The organism is Humibacter ginsengisoli (assembly GCF_054780095.1).
The window spans coordinates 1-23,731 of record NZ_BAAGWZ010000007.1 but is presented as its reverse complement, the minus strand read 5'-3'; the positions used below and the strand labels follow the sequence as shown (position 1 = coordinate 23,731).

The window sequence follows — 23,731 nt, the reverse complement described above, 5'->3', positions numbered from 1 at the left end:
GCACCGGCAGCTGCACGCGTTCAGGCGACCGGCGCCGTTGCCACCATGACGTCCATGCGCCCGCTCTGCACGACCTCGTCGCGCTGATTGCGCAGGGTGAGCATCCGCTCGACGATGCCGTACCGGCCGGAACTGGTCGGACGCGCCGAGAGGATCTCGACCGTGCATGTCACGGTGTCGCCGATGAAGATGGGTGCGGCGAACTTCCACTCGTCGATGCCGAGCAGCGCGACGGCGCTGCCCTCGAACACCCCGGTGCGCGCGATCAGCCCGAGACAGAGGGATGCCCCGAGCATGCCGTGCACGATCCGCTGGCCGAAGCGGGTGTGCTTGGCGAACTCGGCATCGGTGTGCACCTGGTTGTTGTCGTTCGTCCAGGAGGCGAAGGACATGACATCCGCTTCGGTGATCGTGCGCCCGGGCGTGACGAACACCTGTCCGGCGTGCAGATCATCCAGGTACAGCGTCATGCCCATTCCCTTCGGTCGACGGATGCTCCACGAGCGTATCTCGCCGCGCGGGACCACCAGTTCCTGGCGAGCGAGCACGGCGTGGGCGGACGAGCACCGTGCGGACGAACGAGCACGGTGCGGACGAGCGAGCACGCAATGGATGTCCGTAGCGTGGTGGCTCGTCGGTTTCGTGCTCGCTCGTCCCGTGCAGACGGACGGAGCAAGCCGCATCCGCTACCCGGTACACTTGGTGACGGCTCCTCGCGTGGCGCCATCCAGGCCAACTCCCCCAGGGCGGAAACGCAGCAAGGGTAACCGGGCTCTGGCGGGTGCGCGGGGGGTCCTTTTTCATTTGTCGCGGGATGCCACGAAGGGGTGGCGCGGCACGTGGCCGCCTGACAAGGATGGAACGGACGGCCGCGATCGCGACCGGTCTGGAGGAATCCTCGTGGCTCCCGTGTCGGCATCGACGAAACGCAGCGCGAAGAGCTCTGCCAAAGGCGCAGCGAAAACCACCGAGACGAACGGGACCACCAGGCGTGGGAGGCCCGCGCAGCCGCCGCAGGTCGTGGCATCCACCGCGGCGACCCGCCTGACCCACGAGGGCAGACGCACCACGCCCGACTACGACCCGGCGTTCCCGCATCGCCCCCTCCGCGAACTCGCCCCGGAGACGCTCGCGGCACTGGATGCCTGGTGGCGCGCCGCCAACTACCTCAGCGTCGGGCAGATCTACCTGCTCGACAACCCGCTGCTGCGACGGCCGCTCACGCGCGACGACATCAAGCCCCGGCTCCTCGGCCACTTCGGCACTGTGCCCGGCCTCAACCTCGTCTACGCGCACCTGAACCGAGCCATCCGGGAGCGCGACCTCGACGCGATCTACATCACCGGCCCGGGGCACGGCGGCCCCGGCATGGTCGCGAACGCATACCTCGACGGCACGTACTCCGAGGTGTACGCGCACATCAAGCAAGACGAGGAGGGACTGCGCAAACTGTTCCGCCAGTTCTCCTTCCCCGGCGGCATCCCGAGCCATGTCGCGCCTGAGACACCGGGCTCCATCCACGAGGGTGGCGAGCTCGGCTACTCGCTGAGCCACGCGTACGGCGCCGCGTTCGACAACCCGAACCTGCTCGTCGCGTGCGTGATCGGCGACGGTGAAGCCGAGACCGGACCGTTGGCCACGAGCTGGCACTCCAACAAGTTCCTCGACCCGAAGCAAGACGGCGTCGTGCTGCCGATCCTGCACCTCAACGGCTACAAGATCGCCAACCCATCCGTGCTCGCGCGCATCCCCGAAGACGAGCTGTTCGAGTTGTTCCGCGGCTACGGGTACAAGCCCTACCTGGTCAGCGGCGGGTTCGACGACGAAGATCCGATCGAGGTGCACAAGCGATTCGCGGCAGCGCTGGACGAGGTGCTCAACGACATCGCGACGATCAAGGCGGATGCCCGTGCCGGCCGCTACGACGCGTCTCCCGGTGACGAGCAGGGCGGCGCGGTTCCCGCCTGGCCGATGATCATCCTGCGCACGCCCAAGGGCTGGACCTGCCCGCACACCGTGGACGGCGTGCAGATCGAGGGCACGTACCGGGCCCATCAGGTGCCGCTCGCGAACGCGCGCGACAGCGAGGAGCACACGAAGATCCTCGAGGACTGGCTGAGGAAGTACCGTCCGGACGAGCTGTTCGACGAGGCAGGCGCTCCGGTCTCGCTCGCCACCCGGCTGGCACCGGAGGGCGACAGGCGGATGAGCGCGAACCCGGTCGCCAACGGCGGCCTACTGCGCAAGGAGCTGACACTGCGCGACTTCCGGGACTTCGCGGTCGACGTTCCGTCTCCGGGCGCAACGGTCGACGAGGCCACGAAGGTGCTGGGCCAGTGGCTGGCGACGGTGATCGAGGACAACCCGACCACGTTCCGTATCTTCGGGCCGGATGAGACGGCATCCAACCGCCTGGCACCCGCGGTGTACGAAGACACCGGTAAGCAGTGGAATGCCGAGGTGTGGGCCACCGACGACCACCTCGCGCGCGCCGGCCGCGTGATGGAGATGCTCAGCGAGCACCAGTGCGAAGGATGGCTGGAGAGCTACCTGCTCACCGGAAGGCACGGGCTGTTCAACTGCTACGAGGCGTTCATCCACATCATCGACTCGATGTTCAACCAGCACGCCAAGTGGCTGAAGGTGACCCGTGAGCTCCCGTGGCGCCGCCCCATCTCGAGCCTGAACTACCTGCTCTCCAGCCACGTCTGGCGGCAGGACCACAACGGGTTCAGCCACCAGGACCCGGGCTTCATCGACCACGTCGTCAACAAGAGCGCCGACGTCGTGCGCGTGTACCTGCCGTTCGACGCCAACACGCTGCTGTCCACGTACGACCACTGCCTGCGCTCCGTCGACTACGTGAACGTCGTCGTCGCCGGCAAGCAGCCGGCCGCCAACTGGCTGTCCATGGAGCAGGCGATCGCGCACTGCACCCGCGGCCTGGGCATCTTCGACTGGGCGGGCACCGAGGTCGAGGGCGAGACTCCGGATGTCGTGCTCGCTGCGGCGGGAGACATCCCGACCCTCGAGGTGCTCGCGGCGGCGCAGCTGCTGCGCGAAGAGATCCCCGACCTGAAGGTGCGTGTCGTCAACGTCGTGGATCTGATGCGCCTGCAGTCGGAGTCGGAGCATCCGCACGGGCTCTCCGACCGGGAGTTCGACGCGATCTTCACCACCGACCGGCCGATCATCTTCGCCTACCACGGGTATCCGTGGCTGATCCACCGGCTCACGTATCGCAGGCACGGGCACGACAACATCCACGCCCGCGGGTACAAGGAGAACGGAACCACCACGACGCCGTTCGACATGGTGATGCTCAACGACCTCGACAGGTACCACCTCGTGATCGACGTGATCGACCGGGTGCCGGGACTGGCCGAACGGTACGCTCAGCTGCGGCAGCGCATGCAGGATGCCCGCCTCGCCGCCCGCCAGTACACCCGCGAGTACGGTGAGGACATCCCCGAAGTCGCGAACTGGGCATGGGGGCACTCGGACGCCGTGAATCGCTCGACCGACACAGGAGGGGACAACGCGTGAGCTCCGTCTACATCACCTCGGCGGAGGGACACAGTGGCAAGTCGACGGTCGCGCTCGGCGTGGTCGACCTGCTGCTGCGGCAGGGACGACGGGTGGGCGTGTTCCGTCCGATCGCAAGGTCGACCACCGAGCGGGACTACGTGCTCGACCTGCTGCTGAAGCTCGACGGCGTGCAGACCGGCTACGAACAGGCGCTCGGCGTCACATACGACGACGTGCACGGCGACCCTGACGCCGCGCTCTCCCTCATCATCGACAGATACAAGGCGGTGGAGGCATCCAGCGACGTCGTCGTCATCGTCGGCAGCGACTACACCGACGTCGGCACGCCGACCGAACTGGGCTACAACGCTCGCATCGCCGCGAACCTCGGCTCGCCCGTGCTGCTGGTGCTCGGCGGACGGGTCGCCCGGGGTGCCGACGAACGCCTCGGGCAAGCGGATGCCCGCACCCCCTCCGACATCCGTCAGCTCGCCGAAGTGGCGCTGACATCGCTGCACGCGGAGCACGCGGAGCTGATCGCGGTCGTGGTGAACCGCGCGGACCCCGACTGTCTCGACGACATCGTGCGGGCCGTGACATCGGCCATGCCGGATGGGACCGCGGAATCGCAGCCCGGGGTATGGGCCATTCCCGAAGATCCGGTGCTGGTGGCGCCGTCGGTCGCGTCGATCATGGCATCCGTCGACGGCGAGCTCGTCTCCGGCGACCCGCAGCTTCTGGAGCGCGAGGCGCTCGGCGTCGTGGTCGCAGCGATGTCGATGGAGAACGTGCTCACCCGGCTGATCGAGGGGTCCGTCGTGGTGCTCCCCGCCGACCGCACCGAGGTGCTTCTGGCCGTGCTGATGGCGAACGCGTCGGGCACCTTCCCGTCGGTCGCCGGCGTCGTGCTCAACGGAGGATTCGAGCTCAGTGAGCCGATCGAGCGGCTGCTGGACGGCATCCACACGAAGGTGCCGCTCATCGCGACCGGGTACGGCAGTTACGAGACGACTGTGCGCGTCACGCACACCAGGGGGAGGCTGGCCGCGGACTCCGAGCGCAAGCGTGAGCGAGCTCTCGCGTTGTTCTACCGCAGCATCGCTCCCGACGTGATGCTGCGCTTGCTCGACGTCGAGCGCGCCCCGGTGGTCACGCCGCTCGCGTTCGCGTACCGGCTGATCGAGCGGGCACGTGCTGACCGCAAGCGCATCGTGCTCCCTGAGGGTGACGACGATCGCATTCTCAAGGCGGCGGGTGTGGTGCTCTCGCGCGGGATCGCCGACCTGACGATCCTCGGCGATGAGGCGACGGTGCTCGGACGGGCGCGGGAGCTCGGCGTCGAGCTCGGTGATGCGAGCATCCTTTCGCCCTTCGATCCCGAGCTGCACGAGAGCTTCACCGACGAGTACTTCAGGCTGCGCTTGCACAAGGGCATCACGCGGGTGCAGGCGGCGGATGTCGTCACCGACGTCTCGTACTTCGGCACCCTCATGGTGCAGCTGGGCCTCGCCGACGGCATGGTCTCTGGCGCGAAGCATACGACCGCTCACACCATCCGTCCGGCGTTCGAGATCATCAAGACGAAACCGGGCGTCTCGGTCGTCTCCAGCGTGTTCCTGATGGCGCTCGCCGATCGGGTGCTGGTGTACGGGGACTGCGCCGTCATCCCGGACCCGACGGCCGACCAGCTGGCCGACATCGCGATCTCCTCGTCGGCCACTGCCGAGCAGTTCGGCATCGAACCACGTGTGGCGATGCTCTCGTACTCGACCGGGGAGTCGGGCAGCGGCGCCGACGTGGAGAAGGTGCGGGAGGCGACATCCCTCGTTCGCTCCAGGGCACCTGAGCTGCTCGTGGAGGGCCCGATCCAGTACGACGCCGCAGCGGATGCCGCCGTCGCCGCCGCCAAACTGCCCGGTTCCAGCGTGGCCGGCCGTGCGACCGTGTTCATCTTCCCCGACCTGAACACGGGCAACAACACGTACAAGGCGGTGCAGCGCTCCGCGGGTGCTGTCGCGATCGGACCGGTGCTGCAAGGACTGCGCAAGCCGATCAACGATCTCTCGCGCGGGGCGCTCGTCGACGACATCGTGAACACGATCGCGATCACCGCGATCCAGGCGCAGAGCTAGAGGGGCTATGGCATCGGTACTGGTCATCAACAGCGGGTCGTCGTCGTTCAAATACCAGCTGATCGACGCGGAGTCCGAGGAGCGCTTGGCGTCCGGCCTGGTGGAGCGGATCGGCGAGGCCACCGGTCACGTGAGCCACGACACGCCGGAGGGCCACTGGGAGCGCTCGGTGGAGATCCCCGATCACACCGCCGGCTTCGACGTGATGCTCGCCGGCTTCCGGGAGCACGGGCCGAGCCTCGACGAGCATCCACCGGTCGCCGTCGGCCACCGGGTCGTGCACGGCGGGGCGAGGTTCTTCGAGCCCACGCTCATCACTCCGCTCGTGCTCATCAACATCGAGGATCTCTCCGACCTCGCTCCGCTGCACAATCCGGCGAACGTCGAGGGCATCAAGGCGGCCCAGCACGCGTTCCCCGACCTGCCGCAGGTGGCCGTTTTCGACACCGCCTTCCACCAGACGATGCCGCCGGATGCCTACACCTACGCGCTCGAGGCATCCCTCGCCGAGCGTCTGCGCATCCGTCGATACGGATTCCACGGCACGAGCCACAAGTACGTGTCGGAGGCCGCAGCAGAGTTCTTGCAGCGGCCCCTTACGGAACTGAAGCAGATCGTGCTGCACCTGGGGAACGGGGCATCCGCGTGTGCCGTCGACCGCGGACGTTCGGTCGATACGAGCATGGGCTTCACGCCGCTCGAGGGGCTCGTCATGGGCACCCGTACCGGCGACATGGACCCAGCCGTGCTGCTCTATCTGCAGCGCAAGACCCGAATGGGTGCCGATGAGCTCGACGAGCTCGTGAACAGGAAGTCCGGGGTGCTCGGGTTGTCGGGCCACAGAGACATGCGCGACCTGACCAGGGCGGCGGATGCCGGCGACGAGACGGCGCGCCTCGCCCTCGGCGTCTACGTGCGCCGCATCAAGCGCTACGTCGGGGCGTATCTCGCGGAGCTCGGCGGGGTCGATGTCATCTCGTTCACCGCCGGCGTGGGGGAGAACTCCGCGGTCGTGCGTTCACGGTCCCTGTCGGGCCTGGAAAGCATCGGCATCGAGGTCGACGCGGACCGCAACGAGGCGCCGAATACGGGGCCGCGCGTGATCTCGACGGATGCCTCGCGCGTCACGGTGCTCGTCGTGCCGACGAACGAGGAGCTCGAGATCGCGCGGCAGACGCTGCAGGCGGCCGGGTAGCGACCGGAATCAGCCGTCAGGCTCGCGGCGCGAGCTCTCAGCTCCGTGCAAATGAAGAATCCTCAAGTATAGCGTCTCGTTGGCCTCCTTCTCGCCCCTCTTAGGGGGTGATCTGCCCCCGGCTGCTTGACGTCAGCTGCCACTGAGCCGCTACGGTTACAGGCGGTTCGAGGTCGTGTCGGGGCACGACCTCGAGGGCGCGGAGCGGGACCGTCCAGGGGGTGGACGGCTCCGCGCCACTGGGGGCTTTCCGGCCACAGGTCGACGCGACTTCCGGAGTTCACGGGCACCGTCCGCGACCTCAATCGTGTGTCGGGGGTCCCGACTACCATTGACGCGTGGTCACCGCCCTGTATCGCCGCTACCGGCCAGAGACGTTCGCCGAGATGATCGGCCAGTCTCAGGTGACCGAGCCGCTGATGACGGCGCTGCGCACGAATCGCGTGAATCACGCCTATCTCTTCAGCGGGCCGAGGGGGTGCGGCAAGACCACGAGTGCGCGCATCCTCGCCCGTTGTCTGAACTGTGCGGAGGGCCCCACCGACACCCCGTGCGGCCAGTGCCAGAGCTGTATTGAGCTCGGCAGGGGAGGGCAGGGTTCGCTCGACGTCGTCGAGATCGACGCGGCGAGCCACAACGGCGTCGACGACGCCCGCGACATCCGTGAGCGCGCCATCTTCGCTCCCGCTCGCGACCGGTACAAGATCTTCATCCTCGACGAGGCGCACATGGTCACGCCGCAGGGCTTCAACGCGCTGCTGAAGATCGTGGAAGAACCGCCGGAGCACGTGAAGTTCATCTTCGCGACGACCGAGCCCGACAAGGTGATCGGCACCATACGCTCGCGCACGCATCACTATCCGTTCCGGCTCGTGCCTCCTGCCCAGATGCTCGACTACGTGCAGCACATGTGCGAGAGCGAGGGGATGTCCGTGGCCCCCGGCGTGCTGCCGCTCGTCGTCCGCGCCGGCGGAGGCTCGCCACGTGACACGCTCTCCCTCCTCGACCAGCTCATCGCCGGTTCCGAGGGCGCGACCATCGAGTACGAGCGCGCGGTCGCCCTGCTCGGCTACACGCACGCCGCGTTGCTCGACGAGGTCGTGGATGCCATCGGCGCGGTGGACGCGGCATCGGCCTTCGCCGCCGTCGACCGGGTGATCCAGACCGGGCAGGACCCGCGGCGATTCGTCGAAGACCTGCTGGAGCGGCTCCGCGATCTCATCATCGTCGCCGCCACGTCTCCGGACGCCGCCGCCGCAGTGCTGCGCGGCACCCCGCAGGAGGAGCTGGACCGCATGTCGGTGCAGGCATCCGTCTTCGGTACCGCAGAGCTCTCGCGGTGCGCCGATATCGTGAACAGCGCGCTCACCGAGATGACCGGTGCCACCTCGCCGCGGTTGCACCTCGAGCTGATGATCGCACGGATGCTCGTGCCCGCCTCCGACTCGACGGATCGTGGTGCGCTCGCCCGGGTCGAGCGGCTCGAACGCCGCGTCGGTGTACAGAACACCGCGGGGGAGACCGGCGGAGCTGCGACACCGGGTCAACCCGCGGCGGCCCGGACAGCTGTGGGCTCGCGCATGCCGGTCGCACCGTCGGTGCAGCAGCCGGCCGCACAGGATGCCGAACCGGGAGCGGCCGCGAAGTCCGCGACATCCGCCTGGTCCATGAGCACGGGTGCAGCAGAGACCACGCCAGGGCGTGTCGCAGGCTCTGCGGGGTTGCGATCTGCCGAGCCGGTGCAAGCGAGTGCCTCCGCGAGTCATGCCGGGGAAGTGGGCGAGGCGGAGTCTCCGGCTACTCCGGCCGAGTCTGCTACTACGCCAGAACCGGACGAAACCGCTACGGCGAAGCCGGAACCGAACGAACCGGCAGCCGTCGACCCAGCGGTCGCGCAGGCGGCGGCCTTCGCGGCGGCCGCCGCAGCGAAGAAGGGCACCAACGCCGGCGGTGCGCTCGGGGCATCCGCCGATGGTGCGGCAAGCGGTGGCGATGCGGCATCCGCATGGGCAACGCCCGGCGTGACCGACGATGCGTCCACGTTGCAAGTCGGTGCGGTGACGACGCAGCAGGTCAGGGATGCCTGGCCAGAGATCCTCGAATCCGTCGCCGAGGCGAGCCGCAACGCCTGGGCCGTCGTCTACACGGCGACCGTGCGCGCGCTCGACGGGGACGTGCTGTCGCTGTCGTTCCCGAGCGCGAACGACGTGGAGAGCTTCCGCGGTACGCCGGGCGCCAACGATGCCGCGAGCGAGGTGCTGAGGCAGTCGATCGTCGACCTGCTCGGCATCCGGGTGAAGTTCGTCGCGAAGGCCGCGGGGCTCGACGGGGGCGCACCCGGCGGGCAGGAACGCGGCGGTCCGGGCAATGGCGGACCAGGCGGCGCTGGGTCAGGACCCGGACAACCGGTAACGCCCACACCGGGACGAGCAGGATCAAGCCAGAGCGTGCGGCCGTCCGGGAACGGCAGCATCGCGTCGCCACCAGTGGAGCAGAACCGGGAGAGCCGGCCCTCCACCGCCGGAGTCCGTGCGTCCACCGCCTCCGTCAGACCGAGCGCGCCCGCCGGGCCGAGTGCATCTTCCGGCTCGAGTTCGTCCGCCGGCTCGAGTTCGTCCGCCGGTTCGAGTTCGTCCGTCGGCTGGGAGACGGTCGCCATTCCCGGTTCGGCGACCGCGGTGCTCGAGCGACCTCTTGACCACGCAGCGCCGGACGAAGCAGCTGATGTCCCCCGCTCGGCGGAGCGAACCGCATCTGCCGAGGACGCGCGCGGTGGAGCCGCACAGCGCAACGAGCCCGCGCGCAACGAGCCCGCGCGCAACGAGCCCGCGCGCAACGAGCCCGCGCGCAACGAGCCCGCGCGCAACGAGGCGGCGACGACGCAGATCGACTCCGCCGCGGGTTCTCGATCCGCGACATCCGCGTCCGACGACGAAGGCTGGTACGTGGGCCCGGACGATGCCGCAGTCCCCGACGACGCAGTCCCCGACGACGCCGCAGCCCCCGACGACACGGAGCCGCCGTTTCCCGACGACGGATCCGTGACCGATGGTGCCCCGGCGCCCGGCGCCGCGACGCCCATGACGGCCGCCGGCACGACGGCCGGTTCGCCCTCGCGGGGCATTCGCACGGAACAGGACGGGCGGGCCCCGACCAGCCAGAACCCGAACCGCAGGAACGACGCGCGGGGCGCATCCGCCCGGCCGAAAGCATCCGTCGGTTTCGGCGCGCCAGTGCGCTATGGTGAGGCCGTCGTGCGCGAGCTGCTCGGCGCCAAGTTCATCGAGGAGCAGCAGATCACGCCGCCCTCCAGCTCTGGCGGCACCGGTGGCTCCGCCGGATGGCAGAGGTAGGCCGTGTACGAAGGCGTCGTCCAAGACCTGATCGATGAGCTCGGCCGGCTGCCCGGCGTCGGGCCGAAGTCCGCGCAGCGCATCGCGTTCTACATCCTGCAGACGGAGACCTACGACCCGTCGCGACTGGCCGACGTGCTCACCACGGTGCGCGACAAGGTGCGGTTCTGCGAGATCTGCGGCAACGTCAGCGAGCAGACGACCTGCTCGATCTGCCGTGACCCGCGCCGCGACCAGAGCCTGATCTGCGTCGTCGAAGAGGCGAAAGACGTGGTAGCGATCGAGCGCACGCGTGAGTTCCGCGGCCTGTACCACGTGCTTGGGGGAGCCATCAGCCCGATCCAGGGCGTCGGTCCCGACCAGTTGCGCATCCGTCAGCTGATGTCGCGGCTCGCTGACGCCTCGGTGCGCGAGGTCATCATCGCCACGAACCCCAACGTGGAGGGCGAGGCGACCGCCGCCTACCTCAGCCGCATGCTCCAGGCGATGGAGATGCGGGTGACCCGGCTGGCATCCGGTCTGCCCGTCGGCGGCGACCTCGAGTACGCCGACGAGGTGACACTCGGGCGAGCCTTCGAGGGGCGCCGGCTCGTCGGGTGACCGCAACCCGAAAAGCCGGGTCGAGCGTCGTTCACCTCGCCGGGCACGTCGCAGCCACGGTCGACTCGGCTGCCGTGGCGCAGACGCTGTCGTCGGCTCGCCGACGCACCCTGATGGGGTCGCTCCTCGTCGGTAATCTCGTGCTCTTCGCCTCATATGGAGGCGTCATTGCGGTCCTGCTCCCGCAGCAGCTCGCCGAGCTCACTCCGGCCAACAAGGTCGGCAACTTCGCCATGGTTACGGCGATCAGCTCGATCGTCACCATCTTCGTCCAGCCCATCGTCGGCGCACTCTCCGATCGCACCCGGTCCCGACTCGGCCGACGCTCGCCGTGGGTCGTCTTCGGCGGTATCGGAGGCGGTCTCTGCGTGATCGCTCTGCAGTTCTCGCCCGGCGTCTTCGCGCTGACCGTGATCTGGGTGCTCGCGCAGGTACTTCTCAACGCGTGGCAGGGCCCGATGTCCTCCATCGTGGCTGACCGCATAGAGGCGACCGGCCGTGCCACCGCCTCCGCGTTCGCGGGTGTCGGAGTGTCCGTCGGAGCCGCGGCCGGCGTCATCCTCGCCGGCCGGTTGCTGATGCACCTCGGTCTCGCGTATCTCGTCTTCGGCCTCGGCGTGATGGTCGTCTCTGTGCTGTTCGTGGTGATCAACCCGGACCGCAGCACGAAGCGGCCGGAGCGCACGACGTTCAGCCGGCGGGCGTTCGCGACGTCGTTCTGGGTGTCGCCCCGCAAGCATCCGGACTACGCGTGGGCGTTCGCCGGCCGGCTCTTCATGGTCCTCGGCTACCAGGCGATCGCGGCGTACCTGCTGTACATCCTGGAGGACTACATCCACCTCAGCCCGGTGCAGGCAGGCTCGACGGCGGGAATGCTGGCGGCGGTCTCGATGGTGTGCATGATCGTCAGCACGCTCGTGTTCGGTCGCATCTCCGACAAGACCGGACGCCGCAAGGTGTTCGTCTTCGTCGCAACGGTCGTGATCGCGGCCGGCGCGCTCATACCGGCGGTGTCGCCGACAGTCGGCGCCATGTTCCTCTTCGCCGCGATCACCGGGCTTGGATACGGCGCGTACCTGGCAGTGGATCTCGCGCTCATGATCGACGTGCTCCCCTCACGGGGTGACATCGGCAAAGACCTCGGCGTGCTCAACATCGCAGCCAACGTGCCTCAGGCACTCACGCCCCCGATCGCCGCGCTGCTCCTCGGCCTGTTCGCCGGCAACTATGTCGCGATCTTCATCTACGCGATCGTCGCGCTCGTGCTGTCGTCGTTGCTCGTGTTCCCGATCAAGTCCGTGCGATAGGGCGACGAAGGACGGCGCCGACGCAGACGAGATGGCCGTCTCGAGCCGGCGATTCATCACACCGGTTGAGCAGTCGACAGGCGTGTATCGCCTGCAACGGGCCGGGCCGCGGGACTTCTCGGCCGCGAGCCCGCGGCGTACAGTCGCGAAGCGTGGGCGGGCATGATGCAAACGGGGGTGCATGATGACGGATCCGAGGGACGACGATGCTGCTGACGGGCGGGAACCGGCCGCAGGGCCGCCTGAAGCGAACTCGCAAGCCTCGGCGCGCGAGCGCGCCGAGCGTCACGCAACCCCGGCGTGGCTCGTGTGGCTGGTCGCTGCAGTTATCGCCATCGTGCTCGGCGTGGGTGCGGGCTGGTTCGGCGCGTGGTGGGAGACCGGCGGAACTTCCGGCGTATCGCAAGTCGCGTCCGGTTCGACGGGGGGCTCGTGCAACGCGGTGACGGTTTCGAACGAGGTGCTCCCTGCCATCGTCACGATCAACGTGAGCGCCCCGGGCGGCAGCGGCGTCGGCAGCGGCGAGGTGATCCGAAAAGACGGATACATCGTGACGAACAACCACGTCATCTCAGCCGCGCGCAATGGCGGAGAGATGCGTGTGACCTTTTCCAACGGCCACATCGCCGTAGCGAAGCTCGTCGGCCGCGATCCGCAATCCGACCTCGCCGTCCTCAAGGTGGACGAGGGATCCGGCCTCCCGGTGATCGGCATCGGCGACAGCGGGAACGTCGCGGTCGGCCAGCCCGTTGTCGCGCTCGGCGCTCCGCTCGGCCTCTCCAGCACGGTGACCGCGGGCATCGTGAGCGCGCTCGGCCGTGACGTTCCAGTGCCGAGCGACGACGGTGCGACGGCAACGCTGGCGGGCGCCATCCAGACGGATGCCTCGATCAACCCCGGCAACTCCGGCGGCGCCCTCGTGGACTGCCGCGGCGACCTGATCGGCATCAACACGGCCATCTCGACGGTGCCGAACTCCGAGGGGGTCGGCGGCGGCGGATCCGTGGGCATCGGATTCGCGATCCCGGTGAATCTCGCGATGCGCATCGCCGACCAGCTCATCGAGACCGGCGAGGTCGCCTATCCGTACATCGGGGTGCAGGTCACGCCGATCCCGCCCGCCGTCGCGCAGCGGTGGGGCATCGAGGACGGCCTCTATATCCAGTCGGTCGACCCGAACGGATCGGCCGCGAGGGCGGGTCTGAAGCCGGGCGACATCGTCACGAAGATCGACGGCCATCCCGCGAACCGCGCCGATGTGCTCACCAGGCTGCTGCTGACGAAGAAGGCCGGAGACCGGGTCACGATCACCTTCGTTCGCGACGGCACGGAGCACACCGGTACGGCGACGCTCGTGGCGCGTCCATCGTCGTAGGCCGCTTCGGCGGGTGATTCAGCGGTTCCGCTGGCCCACATTGCGGGTGTGTTCCTCGTCGACCCGCAATGTGGGACCACGGAAGCGTGTATCAGCTCTCTGGCAGCCAGACCCGCATGTCGCCGCCGCCGCGGTTGGCCCAGGCGAAGTACGGGATGCCTGTGAGCTCGCGACCCTCGGCTGTACGCACCGAGACGCCGATGATTCCGGGGACGAGGCCGGGTGCGCTCGCCTCCACGACCGAGCCTGGCTCGATCCTCTCGTCGTCCAGCACGACGCCCTCGGGCTGATCGGTGCCCTCGAATGCGTAGACCAGTGGGCCGCGCTCGATCGCGACGCTGCCGCGCAGGGCGTCAGCTCGCGGGTGAGGGTACGTGACCCGCGGCGTCAGCGGCAGCGCGAGCTCGAGGGTGTCGCCCGCAGCGAAGGGGCGCGTGATCGTCGCGTAGCGGCCCGGAGCGACATTCACTCCGTCCAGCGTCGCCCCGCCGGCCCAGTCCGGCACCCGCAGACTCAGCGTGATCGATGCCGCCGGCGCTTCCGCCATGATGATGCGAACGGTGCCGTCCCAGGGGTACGCCGTGTCGACCCTCAGCTCGACATCGCCGGCATCGGTGCTCGCGCGGAGCACGCCCGGCACGTACTGGTGGACCTGAACCCCGTCACCGTTCGTCGTCGCGAGGTAGCCGCCCAGGCTCGACAGCATGCGCATGATGTTCGGCGGGCAGCAGGCGCAGCCGAACCAGCGCAGTCGGCCGTTCTTGGGCGTGCGCTCGTCGTCCGCGTGCGCGTCGTGCCGCACGTGCAGCGGGTTCACGTAGAAGTAGTCGCCGCCGCGCAGTGAGACGCCGGCGAGGAACCCGTTGAAGAGAAGTCGCTCGATCTGGTCCGCGTAGAATGCCTCGCCCGTGGCCAGCAGCATCCGCCACGCCCACTGCACCGCACCGATCGCGGCGCACGTCTCGGCGTACGCCCGGTCGGACGGCAGCTCGTACGGGTCACCGAAGGCCTCGCCGTCCCAGCGCGATCCCAGTCCACCGGTGACGTACTGCTTGGTCGCCGCCATGTGGTCGTACTGCCGGCCGAGTGTGGCCAGCAGCTCCGAATCGGATGTCTCGATCGCCACGTCCGCGGCTCCCGTCGTGAGATACACGGCGCGCACCGCGTGCCCCTCGACGGTCGTGGCCTCGCGTACCGGGACGCGGTCGGAGAGGTAGGTGGAGTTTCCGCCGAAGCGCTCCAGCGTGGCGTGCCCGCGCGCGTCGACGAACCACTCGGCCAGGTCGAGGTAGGCGCGCTCGCCGGTCTCGCGGTACAGCTCCACGAGAGCGGTCTCGATCACCGGATGCCCGTCCACGTCGCCTGCGGACCCGGTCGCCGAGCGTGGACCGAACTCGCGCACCAGGTGGTCCGCGACCCGCACCGCGACGTTCAGCAGGTCGTCGCGTCCGGTCGCGCGTTTCTGCGCGACCGCCGCTTGGATGAGGTGGCCGGCGCAGTAGTGCTCGTGGTTGCGCTCCGGATGCGCGTTTCGCTCGCCCTCGCGCAGCCGCACCACCGTGTTGAGGTATCCATCCGGTTCCTGCGCTGCCGCGACCAGCTCGGTGATCTTCAGCTGGTCGGCCAGAAGCTGTTCGTCGGCCTCGCGCGCGTATTCCCAGGCGGCGGCCTCGAGCCATTTGTAGACATCCGAATCGGCGAAGATCGGTCCCACCGCCTCGCCCTCAGCGTGGCCCGCTGCGATCTCGAAGTTGCCCAGGTTGCCGGCATCGCGCAGTTGGCGAAGGCCATCCGGGATGGACACGTCGCGGTTGGCGAGCTGCCGATCGAGCCAGAAACCCTCTCGAACGACCACGTCGGAGAGCGCAAGCGGACGCAGCACCGTGTCGGCATGGGGGCTGGCGGGGCCCCAAACGTGGTCAAAGGCAACCGGGCGTGCGGCGGCGGGAGAGGAGACGGTCACGACGTAGAGGTCCTTCTCGAAGAGTGGCTTGGTTCAGGAAGCAGCCGAAAGGCCGCCGGCGCAGAACGTTCCGGAAATTTCCGAACTACGTCGACCGTAATCGCGCTGACCGACCTCGTCAACACCGCTGCTCTTGATATCGTGAGCGTCACGGAACATTTCCGTCGCACGGGCGCGACGTGTCGCTCGGATCGCAGAGGCAGGCTCGTATGGCAGTGAAGTCGGCGCCTTCGGGCTCGTCGGTGCGCGTGGTCGACGTCGCCGCGGCCGCCGGCGTTTCACCGGCAACGGCATCCAAGGCGCTGAACAACACGGGACAGCTGAGCGAAGGCACCCGGCGCCGGGTGCGCGAAGCCGCGCAGCGACTCGGGTTCACCGAGCGTGAGCGTGAGCGGGACTCGTCTCGCACCGTCACTGTCGCGCTGCTGACCGGCGACTCGGTCGGTCGCTTCAGCCTGCCGATCCTGCTCGGCGCGGAGAACGCGCTGAGTCTCGGGCAGATCATGGTGCTGCTCTGCGACACACGCGACGACCCGGTTCGCGAGCAGTACTACCTCGAGCGCCTGCGCGAACAGCGCGTAGACGGCGTCATCGTGACCGGCGGATTCACCGACCCGCGGCGGCCGCTTCGCGCCGACATTCCCATCGTGTACGCGCACACGCCATCGAGCGATCCGAACGACACGTCCGTGGTGTCCGATGACGCGGCGGGCGTGGCGCTCGTCGTCGACCACCTCGTGAACCTGGGCCGACGCCGGCTCGCGCACATCACGGGACCCGTCGACCAGCGAAGTGCTCAGGTGCGCGCCGAGGCAATGCTCGCGCGGGCGGGCGAGAGCGGGCTGTCCCTCATGCACGAGCCCCTTTACGGAGCGTGGAGCGAAGCATGGGGCCGCGCGGCCGTCGACATCCTGCTCGACCACGGTGACGGTGCACCGGATGCGATCACCTGCGGCAACGACCAGATCGCGCGCGGGGCGTGTGAGCGCCTTCGCGAACGTGGGGTGGGCATCCCCGACGGCATCGCTATCACGGGATTCGACGACTGGGACGTGATCGTCGAGGGCGCACGTCCGCCGCTCACGACGGTCAACCGCAGGCTCGGAGAGATCGGACGCCGTGCCGCGGAGCTTCTGCTCGACGCCATAGGAGGCACCCGCCTGCCGGGTATCGAACGCGTGCAGCCCGAGCTGATCGCGCGCGGGTCCACGCTCGGCGTGCTCTGAGCCGTGACGGATGCCCGCGGCTATCGTGAAGGCTCATGGAAACCGTCGACTCCGCGCGTGATGTGCGCCGCGCCGGCGTGCGCGACGTGGCCGCGCTCGCCGGAGTATCGACGCAGACCGTGTCCCGCGTGATCAACGAGCACCCGAGCGTGCGGGATGAGACGCGACGCCGCGTGCAGGATGCCATGCTCCAGCTCGGCTACCGCGTCAACAACGCGGCGCGAACCCTCGGCACCCGGCGCACGCGCACTCTCGGAGTGATCGCGTCGAACGCGGCGCTGTTCGGACCATCGTCCGCGGTCGTGGCGCTGGAAGCGGCGGCCCGTACCGAAGGGCGCTGGGTGACCACGGCGTATGCCGACGCCTCGGACGAGTCATCGACACTGACATCTCTCGAGCATCTGCTCTCGCAGGGCGTCGACGGCATCGTGGTGGTCGCTCCGCGCGTGTCGACCGTTTCGGTGCTGCGCAAACAGGATGCTGGTTTGCGCATCGCTGCGCTGCCTTCCGATCGAGGCATCGACGATCAGGCCGAGGCCGCAGGTCTCGCGGTGACGCACCTGCTCGAGCTCGGGCACCGCCGCATAGCGCGGCTGGGCGGTCCAGGCGATTGGCTCGAGGAAGCCGCTAGGGTGCGCGGTTTCGACGAGACGATGCGGCGCACCGGAATCGACGCGGCTGCGCGATGGTCGGGGGACTGGTCCGCGGCGTCGGGGGCAGCACGTGCGGCCGAGGTCGCCGAGGTCGTGCGGTCGGGCGCGGCGACGGCCGTCGTTGTGACCAACGACCAGATGGCGCTCGGACTCATCTCCGGACTGGTCTCGGCTGGTCTGTCGGTTCCGCGCGACGTCTCGATCGTCGGGTTCGACGACAACACGGATTCCGCGTTCTATCGGCCCGCTCTCACCACGGTGCGCGTCGACCTGGAGGGCGACGCGCGGCGGTGCGTGTCGGAGGTGCTGGGTCTCGACGTGCAGGCATCCGTGAAGTCGCCGCGCCTGATTGCACGCGAGTCGACGGCTCCTGTTGGATAGCGGGTATCCGACTGGCTCTGCCCGCATGTGACCGGTAACATGGCCGAAGCGCCGCCTGTTCGATCCAGAGGGGCGGATGCGACGCCGGAGCGGACGAGACGAAGACGATGGAGGAGTCAGTGACGATTCTGGATGCGACGCAGGAGGCAGCCGTAGCGCGCACGCGCGAGGAGGTCGCCGCACTGCACGCCGAGCTCGTGCGCTACGGACTGGTGGTGTGGACCGGCGGCAACGTTTCCGGGCGCGTGCCCGGCACCGACCTGTTCGTGATCAAACCGTCCGGAGTCTCGTACGACGATCTGGCTCCCGAGAACATGATCCTCTGCGACCTCGAGGGGCAGGTCGTCCCGGGCACGCCGGGCAGCGAGCGCGCCCCGTCGAGCGACACAGCGGCGCACGCCTACGTGTACCGGCACATGCCCGAGGTGGGCGGCGTGGTGCACACGCACTCGACGTACGCGGTCGCGTGGGCGGCGCGCGGCGAGGAGATCCCGTGCGTGATCACAGCGATGGCCGACGAGTTCGGGGGTCCTATTCCGGTTGGCCCGTTCGCGATCATCGGCGACGACTCCATCGGCCGCGGCGTCGTCGAGACGCTGCGCGAGCACCGCAGCCGCGCGGTGCTGATGCAGAACCACGGCCCGTTCACGATCGGCGTGAGCGCGAAAGATGCCGTCAAAGCCGCCGTCATGGTCGAAGACGTCGCCCGCACCGTGCACATCGCACGCCAGGGCGGCGATCTCATCCCGATTCCGCAGGAGGCGATCGACCGCCTCTACGACCGTTACCAGAATGTGTACGGTCAGGCGACGGATGCCCGCAGGAGCCAGTCGTGAGCGCCGCCGGCGAAGGGGCCGCATCCCCGACCGAAAGCGCGATCGACGCGGCCGCGGCCGAGACCGTCGCCGCCGACGCCATCCGCTCCGGGCGTGCCGTGCTCGGCATCGAGCTCGGCTCCACCCGCATCAAGGCGTGCCTGATCGGCGACGACCCCTCCGTGGCCATCGCCGCTGGCAGCCACGCCTGGGAGAACCAATTCGTCGACCGCAGGTGGACGTACTCGCTCGAGGATGTCTGGGTAGGCATCCAGAGCGCGTACGCCGACCTCGTCGCCGACGTGCAGCGCCGATACGGCGTGCAGCTCGCCTCGCTCGGTTCGATCGGCATCTCGGCCATGATGCACGGCTATCTGCCGTTCGATGTGGAGGGCGACTTGCTCGTGCCGTTCCGCACCTGGCGCAACACGACGACCGGGCCTGCTGCGGCCGAGCTCAGCGAGCTGTTCGGAGTGAACATCCCGCTGCGCTGGTCCGTTGCCCACCTGTACCAGGCCGTGCTCGACGAGGAGCCGCACGTGCCGAGCGTGGCGTTCCTCACCACGCTCGCCGGCTACGTGCACTGGAAGCTGACCGGCCGCAAAGTCCTGGGCGTCGGAGATGCCTCTGGCATGTTCCCGATCGACTCCGCCACCGGAGACTATGACGCCGACCTGCTCTCACGGTTCGAGACCATCGTCACGCAGCCGGATCTGCGGAGCATTCTCCCGGCGGTGCTCTCCGCCGGCGCGCCGGCAGGCGAGTTGACTCCCGAGGGTGCGGCGCTCCTCGACCCGACCGGCGCGCTCCAGCCGGGCATCCCGCTGTGCCCGCCCGAGGGGGATGCCGGCACCGGCATGGTCGCGACGAACGCGGTCGCCCCGCGCACCGGCAACGTCAGCGCGGGCACGAGCATCTTCGCGATGGTGGTGCTCGAGCATCCGCTCGCCGAGTCACACGAGGAGCTCGACCTCGTCACCACCCCGGCGGGCGACCCGGTCGCGATGGTGCACTGCAACAACGGCGCCAGCGAGCTGGCCGAGTGGGCGGGCCTGTTCCGTCGATTCGGCGAGTTGGCGGGCGCATCCGTCGATGCGGATGCCGTGTTCGAGCTGCTGTTCCGCGAGGCGCTGAACGGCGATGCGGATGCCGGCGGCCTGCTCGCGTACAACTACCTCGCTGGCGAGCCGGTCACCGGCACGGCGGAGGGCCGTCCGCTGTTCGTGCGCACGCCCGACAGTCGCTTCACGCTCGCGAACGTCGTGCGCGCCCAGCTCTACGGGGTTTTCGGCACGCTGAGCCTGGGCATGCGCGTGCTCTCCGCCGAAGGAGTCGCGCTCGAGCGGATGCTCGCCCACGGCGGCATCTTCCGCACCGCCGGTGTCGCGCAGCGCTTCCTCGCGGCGGCGCTGAACGCTCCGGTGGCCGTGGGCGAGACCGCGGCCGAGGGCGGTGCGTGGGGCGCCGCGGTGCTCGCCGCGTACCTGCGCGAGGCATCCACCGGGCTGTCGCTCGCCGAATATCTGAACGACACCGTGTTCGCCGATGCCGCGACGCAGGTCACCGACCCAGACCCGGCCGACGTCGCCGGCTTCGCCGCCTACCTCGAGCGCTACAGCGCCGGCCTCGCGGTCGAGCGCGCCGCGATCGCCGCCCTGTAGACCATGCCGCCCGTGCCCCTCCTTCCCCCGAGAGTGCGGGTCCCTCCCCCTGAGGGTGCACGTTCGTCTCCCGGAGGGTGCGTATTACTCCGCTCGAGGGTGCGACACCGTTCGCCCCAATCGCTTCACTGCACGAATGACCACAGATAGGACAGTCCGATGACCCGCACCCCGCTCACCACCTCGCTCGACGCATACGAGGTCTGGTTCCTCACCGGCAGCCAGCACCTCTACGGCCCGGAGACGCTGGAGCAGGTCGCCGACCAATCGCGCACCATCGCGGAGCAGCTCGGCGCCTCCGACGACGTGCCCGTGCGCATCGTGTGGAAGCCCGTGCTCACCGGATCGGACGAGATCCGTCGCGTCATGCTCGAGGCCAACGCGGACGATTCCGTGATCGGTGTGATCGCGTGGATGCACACCTTCAGCCCCGCGAAGATGTGGATCGCCGGTCTCGACGCGCTGCAGAAGCCGCTGCTGCACCTGCACACGCAGGCCAACGTCGAGCTGCCGTGGAGCGAGATCGACTTCGACTTCATGAACCTCAACCAGGCGGCGCACGGCGACCGCGAGTTCGGCTACATCCAGTCCCGGCTCGGCGTCGCACGCACCACCGTCGTCGGACACGTCAGCGATCCCTCCGTGAGCGGCCGCATCGGCACCTGGACCCGCGCCGCAGCGGGCTACGCGGCATCCCGCTCCCTCAAACTCGCCCGGTTCGGCGACAACATGCGCTTCGTCGCCGTCACCGAGGGCGACAAGACCGAGGCCGAGCACGTCTTCGGCGTGCAGGTCAACACCTGGGGCGTGAATGAGCTCGCGGATGCCGTGAGCCAGGCATCCGAGACGGACATCGACGCGCTCGTGGCCGAGTACGAAGACCTGTACGACGTCGTGCCCGAGCTGCGGCGTGGCGGCGAGCGGCACCAGTCGCTGCGCGACGGGGCAGCCATCGAGCTGGGGTTGCGCTCGTTCCTCGAGGAGGGCGGATTCGGCGCGTTCACGACGAACTTCGAAGACCTCGGCGCGCTCAAGCAGCTGCCCGGCCTCGCGGTGCAGCGCCTGATGGCCGAGGGATACGGCTTCGGTGCCGAGGGCGACTGGAAGACGGCCGTGCTCGTGCGCATCGCCAACGTGATGGGCGCGGGTCTGCCGGGCGGAGCATCCCTCATGGAGGACTACACCTACGACCTCACGCCTGGGCAGGAGCGCATTCTCGGCGCGCACATGCTCGAGGTGAGCCCGTCGCTGACCACAGCCAAGCCGACGCTGGAGATCCACCCGCTGGGCATCGGCGGCAAGGACGACCCGGTGCGTCTGGTCTTCAACGCGGATGCCGGCCCCGCGGTGGTCGTGGCGCTCTCGGACATGCGCGACCGCTTCCGCCTCACGGCGAACGTGGTCGAGGTTGTTCCGCCCACCGAGCCGCTGCCGAAGCTTCCCGTTGGTCGTGCCGTGTGGGTTCCGCAGCCGGACTTCCGCACCTCGGCCTGGGCCTGGCTGCAGGCCGGCGCCGCACACCACACGGTCATGACGAACGCCGTGGGCATCGAGGCATGGGAGGACTTCGCACGGATGTCCGCCACCGAGCTCGTCATCATCGACAACGACACGAGGCCGCGTGAGTTCGAGCAGCAGCTGCAGTGGAGCGCCGCCTACTGGCGCCTCCAGCGCGGCATCTGATCGCACGGCATCCGGGCTCGACATCTAAACGGAACCGCGACGGCCTCTTGACTTGTTAATGCTCATAACCATAAAGTTATGAGCATTAACAAGAAGGGGGCGACCATGTCCGCCGATTCGTCACAGATTTCGCGCCTTCCACATGCCGTGCGGTGGGTCGGGCGCAGCACTACCATCGCCGGGCTCGGGTTCAGCCTGTCGTGGATCATCGGCCTCTGCGTCTTCGCGGATTCGACGACCGTCGTCTCAACCGGCGCAGAAGTCATCGCTTCCTACCGCGGTCAGGCGCTCGCGGCTCTCGCCCAGTTCCTGTTCACTGAGGGCCTCCCGCCGATCGCGATTCTGGTCGTGGTGCGGGCGCTCTGCCGCTCGATGCGTACTTCCGGTCATTCGCGTCTGGCCCGAGCCACCTGGATCATGGCCCCGGCCGCCTGCATCATCTCGTTCGCACAATTCGTCTTGGGCGTCACGTTGGTGATCGGAGCAGTGCCTTCGAACGACGCAGCGGCGTCGGCCGGGCTTTCGGATGCCGTCACTCGCCTTGATGGAGTGAAGATGCTCTTCTTCGGTGGCATGGCCGTCGCCACGGTGGTCTACCTGATCATCGCGCAACGAGTGCGGCCGATCTGGCTGAGCGTCACGAGTGCGCTGCTGGCCGTCGCGATCGTCATTTCGGGGCTCGGATACCTGTTCGCGCTCACTCCGCTTGCGGCAGCGGCCTACGCCTCCCTGCCGCTGTTGCTCGTCTGGATGACAGGCTGGGGCGTCCTGCTCGGGCTTCGGGTACGTTGACGCCATGCCGAGACAGGGTCTGACACGTGCGCGCGTCGTGGACGAGGCGGCGGCGCTCGCCGACGAGGCGGGACTCGAGGAGGTCACGTTCGCCGGACTGGCGAAGCGGCTCGGAATCTCGGCTCCTGCGCTGTACAAGCATGTGGACGGATTGAGTGGGCTGAGGCGGGACCTTACCGTGCTGGGGCTCACCGAGCTCACTGCGCAGATGCGGTCGGCGACGGTCGGCCGATCCGGACGAGATGCGCTGCTGGCGGCCGCTGAGTCATACCGGGCCTATGCGGAGCGACGCCCGGGCATGGTGAACGTCGTTCTCAGGGCGCCCGATCCCGGTGACGGGGAGCACGAAAATGCAGCAATCGCCGCGCTCGAGGTGATGCGTCAGGTGTTCGCGGCCTACGACCTGGCCGAGCCCGACTTGGTGCACGCCGTGCGCGAAATGCGGGTGATCATGCACGGATTCGCCGTACTCGAACGTGCCGGAGGATTCGGCATGGACGAGTCACTCGACGAGACCTACCGGCGGCTCATCGACGCGCTGGACCGCTCGCTGCGCCGGTAGCGCGGGTCGGGTGGCCATGCGGCCGGTGGCGCCGGCACCGACCACGACCCATCCGTGATCCCATGCCTGGAGCGCGCCACGCCCGGGCTGCAGTCCCGAATTGCACGCGCGCGCCAGGCCACGTAAAGTATTCACTTGTCACCCCAAAGGTGCGGAAAGCTCGCAGAGCTTCCGGCCTCAAGCGGGACCGATCCTCAGCCGAAGAGCTACTCCTCTCAGGAGAGAACCACTGGTTGAACGGAACGAACAACTTCCATCGGCGCGTACTCGAGTTCGTCTCGAGCAGTTACCCGTGGATGATCGGTGAAGTCAACCCTGACAAGTAGGTCGCGAGACCGATGGTCAGGAGTGTCCGATCCTTGAGAACTCAACAGCGTGCACAATGTCATATGCCAATTAACCTCGTCACTGGCATCGGCCTTTTTGGTTGGTGTTGGTGTTGGGATTCCTTTGGATTAGATATTTTTGAATGTCAGTTTGATATTCGATTCTAGTCAGATCAGCT

Annotated in this window: 16 protein-coding genes and 1 other RNA gene; 15 read left to right on the top strand and 2 right to left on the bottom strand. The window is 68.4% G+C overall.

Annotated features, from left to right (window positions below; genetic code table 11):
* Positions 1 to 20: 20 nt before the first annotated feature.
* Complete coding sequence (locus ACYVI5_RS13275; RefSeq protein ID WP_460534112.1) at positions 21 to 470, bottom strand: hotdog family protein; 450 nt, start codon at positions 468 to 470, stop codon at positions 21 to 23.
* Between the two features lie 234 nt (positions 471 to 704).
* Between ACYVI5_RS13275 and ffs the strand changes: the two genes are divergently transcribed.
* The 8 genes from ffs (at position 705) to ACYVI5_RS13235 (ending at position 13,490) form a co-directional block, all read left to right on the top strand.
* An RNA gene (gene ffs / locus ACYVI5_RS13270) (signal recognition particle sRNA small type) lies at positions 705 to 801 on the top strand.
* 243 nt (positions 802 to 1,044) lie between these two features.
* On the top strand, positions 1,045 to 3,546 hold the full coding sequence (locus tag ACYVI5_RS13265; RefSeq protein WP_460580749.1) for a phosphoketolase family protein: 2,502 nt from the start codon (positions 1,045 to 1,047) through the stop codon (positions 3,544 to 3,546).
* Positions 3,489 to 5,660 (top strand): phosphate acetyltransferase, encoded by a 2,172-nt coding sequence (gene pta, locus ACYVI5_RS13260; RefSeq protein ID WP_460580616.1) that lies wholly within the window; start codon positions 3,489 to 3,491, stop codon positions 5,658 to 5,660. Before ACYVI5_RS13265 ends, pta begins: the two co-directional genes overlap by 58 nt.
* Positions 5,661 to 5,667: 7 nt before the next feature.
* Positions 5,668 to 6,855: an acetate/propionate family kinase gene (locus ACYVI5_RS13255; RefSeq protein WP_460580615.1), complete on the top strand. Its 1,188-nt coding sequence runs from the start codon at positions 5,668 to 5,670 to the stop codon at positions 6,853 to 6,855.
* 338 nt (positions 6,856 to 7,193) lie between these two features.
* Entirely contained in the window at positions 7,194 to 10,208 is a 3,015-nt protein-coding gene (locus ACYVI5_RS13250; RefSeq protein ID WP_460580614.1) for a DNA polymerase III subunit gamma and tau, read from the top strand.
* 3 nt (positions 10,209 to 10,211) lie between these two features.
* A complete protein-coding gene (recR, locus tag ACYVI5_RS13245) occupies positions 10,212 to 10,808 on the top strand; it encodes a recombination mediator RecR (RefSeq protein WP_460534088.1) in 597 nt (198 codons plus the stop codon).
* The gene (locus tag ACYVI5_RS13240) at positions 10,805 to 12,115 is read left to right on the top strand and encodes an MFS transporter (RefSeq protein ID WP_460580613.1); all 1,311 of its coding nucleotides are present in this window, start codon (positions 10,805 to 10,807) and stop codon (positions 12,113 to 12,115) included. Before recR ends, ACYVI5_RS13240 begins: the two co-directional genes overlap by 4 nt.
* A gap of 184 nt (positions 12,116 to 12,299) precedes the next feature.
* Positions 12,300 to 13,490 carry a S1C family serine protease gene (locus tag ACYVI5_RS13235; protein WP_460580612.1) on the top strand — a complete coding sequence of 397 codons (1,191 nt, stop codon included), beginning with the start codon at positions 12,300 to 12,302 and terminating at the stop codon, positions 13,488 to 13,490.
* Between the two features lie 91 nt (positions 13,491 to 13,581).
* Here the strand turns inward: ACYVI5_RS13235 and ACYVI5_RS13230 are convergent, their stop codons facing one another.
* A complete protein-coding gene (locus ACYVI5_RS13230; protein ID WP_460580611.1) occupies positions 13,582 to 15,453 on the bottom strand; it encodes a glycoside hydrolase family 127 protein in 1,872 nt (623 codons plus the stop codon).
* A 209-nt stretch (positions 15,454 to 15,662) separates the two neighbouring features.
* Here ACYVI5_RS13230 and ACYVI5_RS13225 point away from each other — a divergent pair, with 209 nt between their 5' ends.
* From ACYVI5_RS13225 to ACYVI5_RS13195, 7 genes are all read left to right on the top strand, one after another.
* Complete coding sequence (locus ACYVI5_RS13225) at positions 15,663 to 16,679, top strand: LacI family DNA-binding transcriptional regulator (protein ID WP_460580610.1); 1,017 nt, start codon at positions 15,663 to 15,665, stop codon at positions 16,677 to 16,679.
* Positions 16,680 to 16,714: 35 nt separating this feature from the next.
* On the top strand, positions 16,715 to 17,713 hold the full coding sequence (locus tag ACYVI5_RS13220; protein ID WP_460580609.1) for a LacI family DNA-binding transcriptional regulator: 999 nt from the start codon (positions 16,715 to 16,717) through the stop codon (positions 17,711 to 17,713).
* Positions 17,714 to 17,832: 119 nt separating this feature from the next.
* Positions 17,833 to 18,549 (top strand): L-ribulose-5-phosphate 4-epimerase, encoded by a 717-nt coding sequence (locus tag ACYVI5_RS13215; RefSeq protein WP_460580608.1) that lies wholly within the window; start codon positions 17,833 to 17,835, stop codon positions 18,547 to 18,549.
* Positions 18,550 to 18,590: 41 nt separating this feature from the next.
* Positions 18,591 to 20,189, top strand: coding sequence for a xylulokinase (locus ACYVI5_RS13210; RefSeq protein WP_460580748.1), 1,599 nt, complete (start codon positions 18,591 to 18,593; stop codon positions 20,187 to 20,189).
* Positions 20,190 to 20,348: 159 nt separating this feature from the next.
* Positions 20,349 to 21,872 (top strand): L-arabinose isomerase, encoded by a 1,524-nt coding sequence (gene araA, locus ACYVI5_RS13205; RefSeq protein ID WP_460580607.1) that lies wholly within the window; start codon positions 20,349 to 20,351, stop codon positions 21,870 to 21,872.
* A gap of 78 nt (positions 21,873 to 21,950) precedes the next feature.
* On the top strand, positions 21,951 to 22,664 hold the full coding sequence (locus ACYVI5_RS13200; protein WP_460580606.1) for a hypothetical protein: 714 nt from the start codon (positions 21,951 to 21,953) through the stop codon (positions 22,662 to 22,664).
* Between the two features lie 4 nt (positions 22,665 to 22,668).
* Positions 22,669 to 23,226: a TetR/AcrR family transcriptional regulator gene (locus ACYVI5_RS13195; RefSeq protein WP_460580605.1), complete on the top strand. Its 558-nt coding sequence runs from the start codon at positions 22,669 to 22,671 to the stop codon at positions 23,224 to 23,226.
* Positions 23,227 to 23,731 lie beyond the last annotated feature (505 nt).

Bases quoted from the DNA above. Each gene is read 5' to 3' on its own strand.
- ACYVI5_RS13235 (WP_460580612.1), top strand. From the start codon at position 12,300: ATGACGGATCCGAGGGACGACGATGCTGCTGACGGGCGGGAACCGGCC.
- pta (WP_460580616.1), top strand. From the start codon at position 3,489: ATGGGGGCACTCGGACGCCGTGAATCGCTCGACCGACACAGGAGGGGA.
- ACYVI5_RS13255 (WP_460580615.1), top strand. From the start codon at position 5,668: ATGGCATCGGTACTGGTCATCAACAGCGGGTCGTCGTCGTTCAAATAC.
- araA (WP_460580607.1), top strand. From the start codon at position 20,349: ATGACCCGCACCCCGCTCACCACCTCGCTCGACGCATACGAGGTCTGG.
- ACYVI5_RS13275 (WP_460534112.1), bottom strand. From the start codon at position 470: ATGACGCTGTACCTGGATGATCTGCACGCCGGACAGGTGTTCGTCACG.
- ACYVI5_RS13220 (WP_460580609.1), top strand. From the start codon at position 16,715: ATGGAAACCGTCGACTCCGCGCGTGATGTGCGCCGCGCCGGCGTGCGC.
- ACYVI5_RS13225 (WP_460580610.1), top strand. From the start codon at position 15,663: ATGGCAGTGAAGTCGGCGCCTTCGGGCTCGTCGGTGCGCGTGGTCGAC.
- ACYVI5_RS13195 (WP_460580605.1), top strand. From the start codon at position 22,669: ATGCCGAGACAGGGTCTGACACGTGCGCGCGTCGTGGACGAGGCGGCG.
- ACYVI5_RS13200 (WP_460580606.1), top strand. From the start codon at position 21,951: ATGAGCATTAACAAGAAGGGGGCGACCATGTCCGCCGATTCGTCACAG.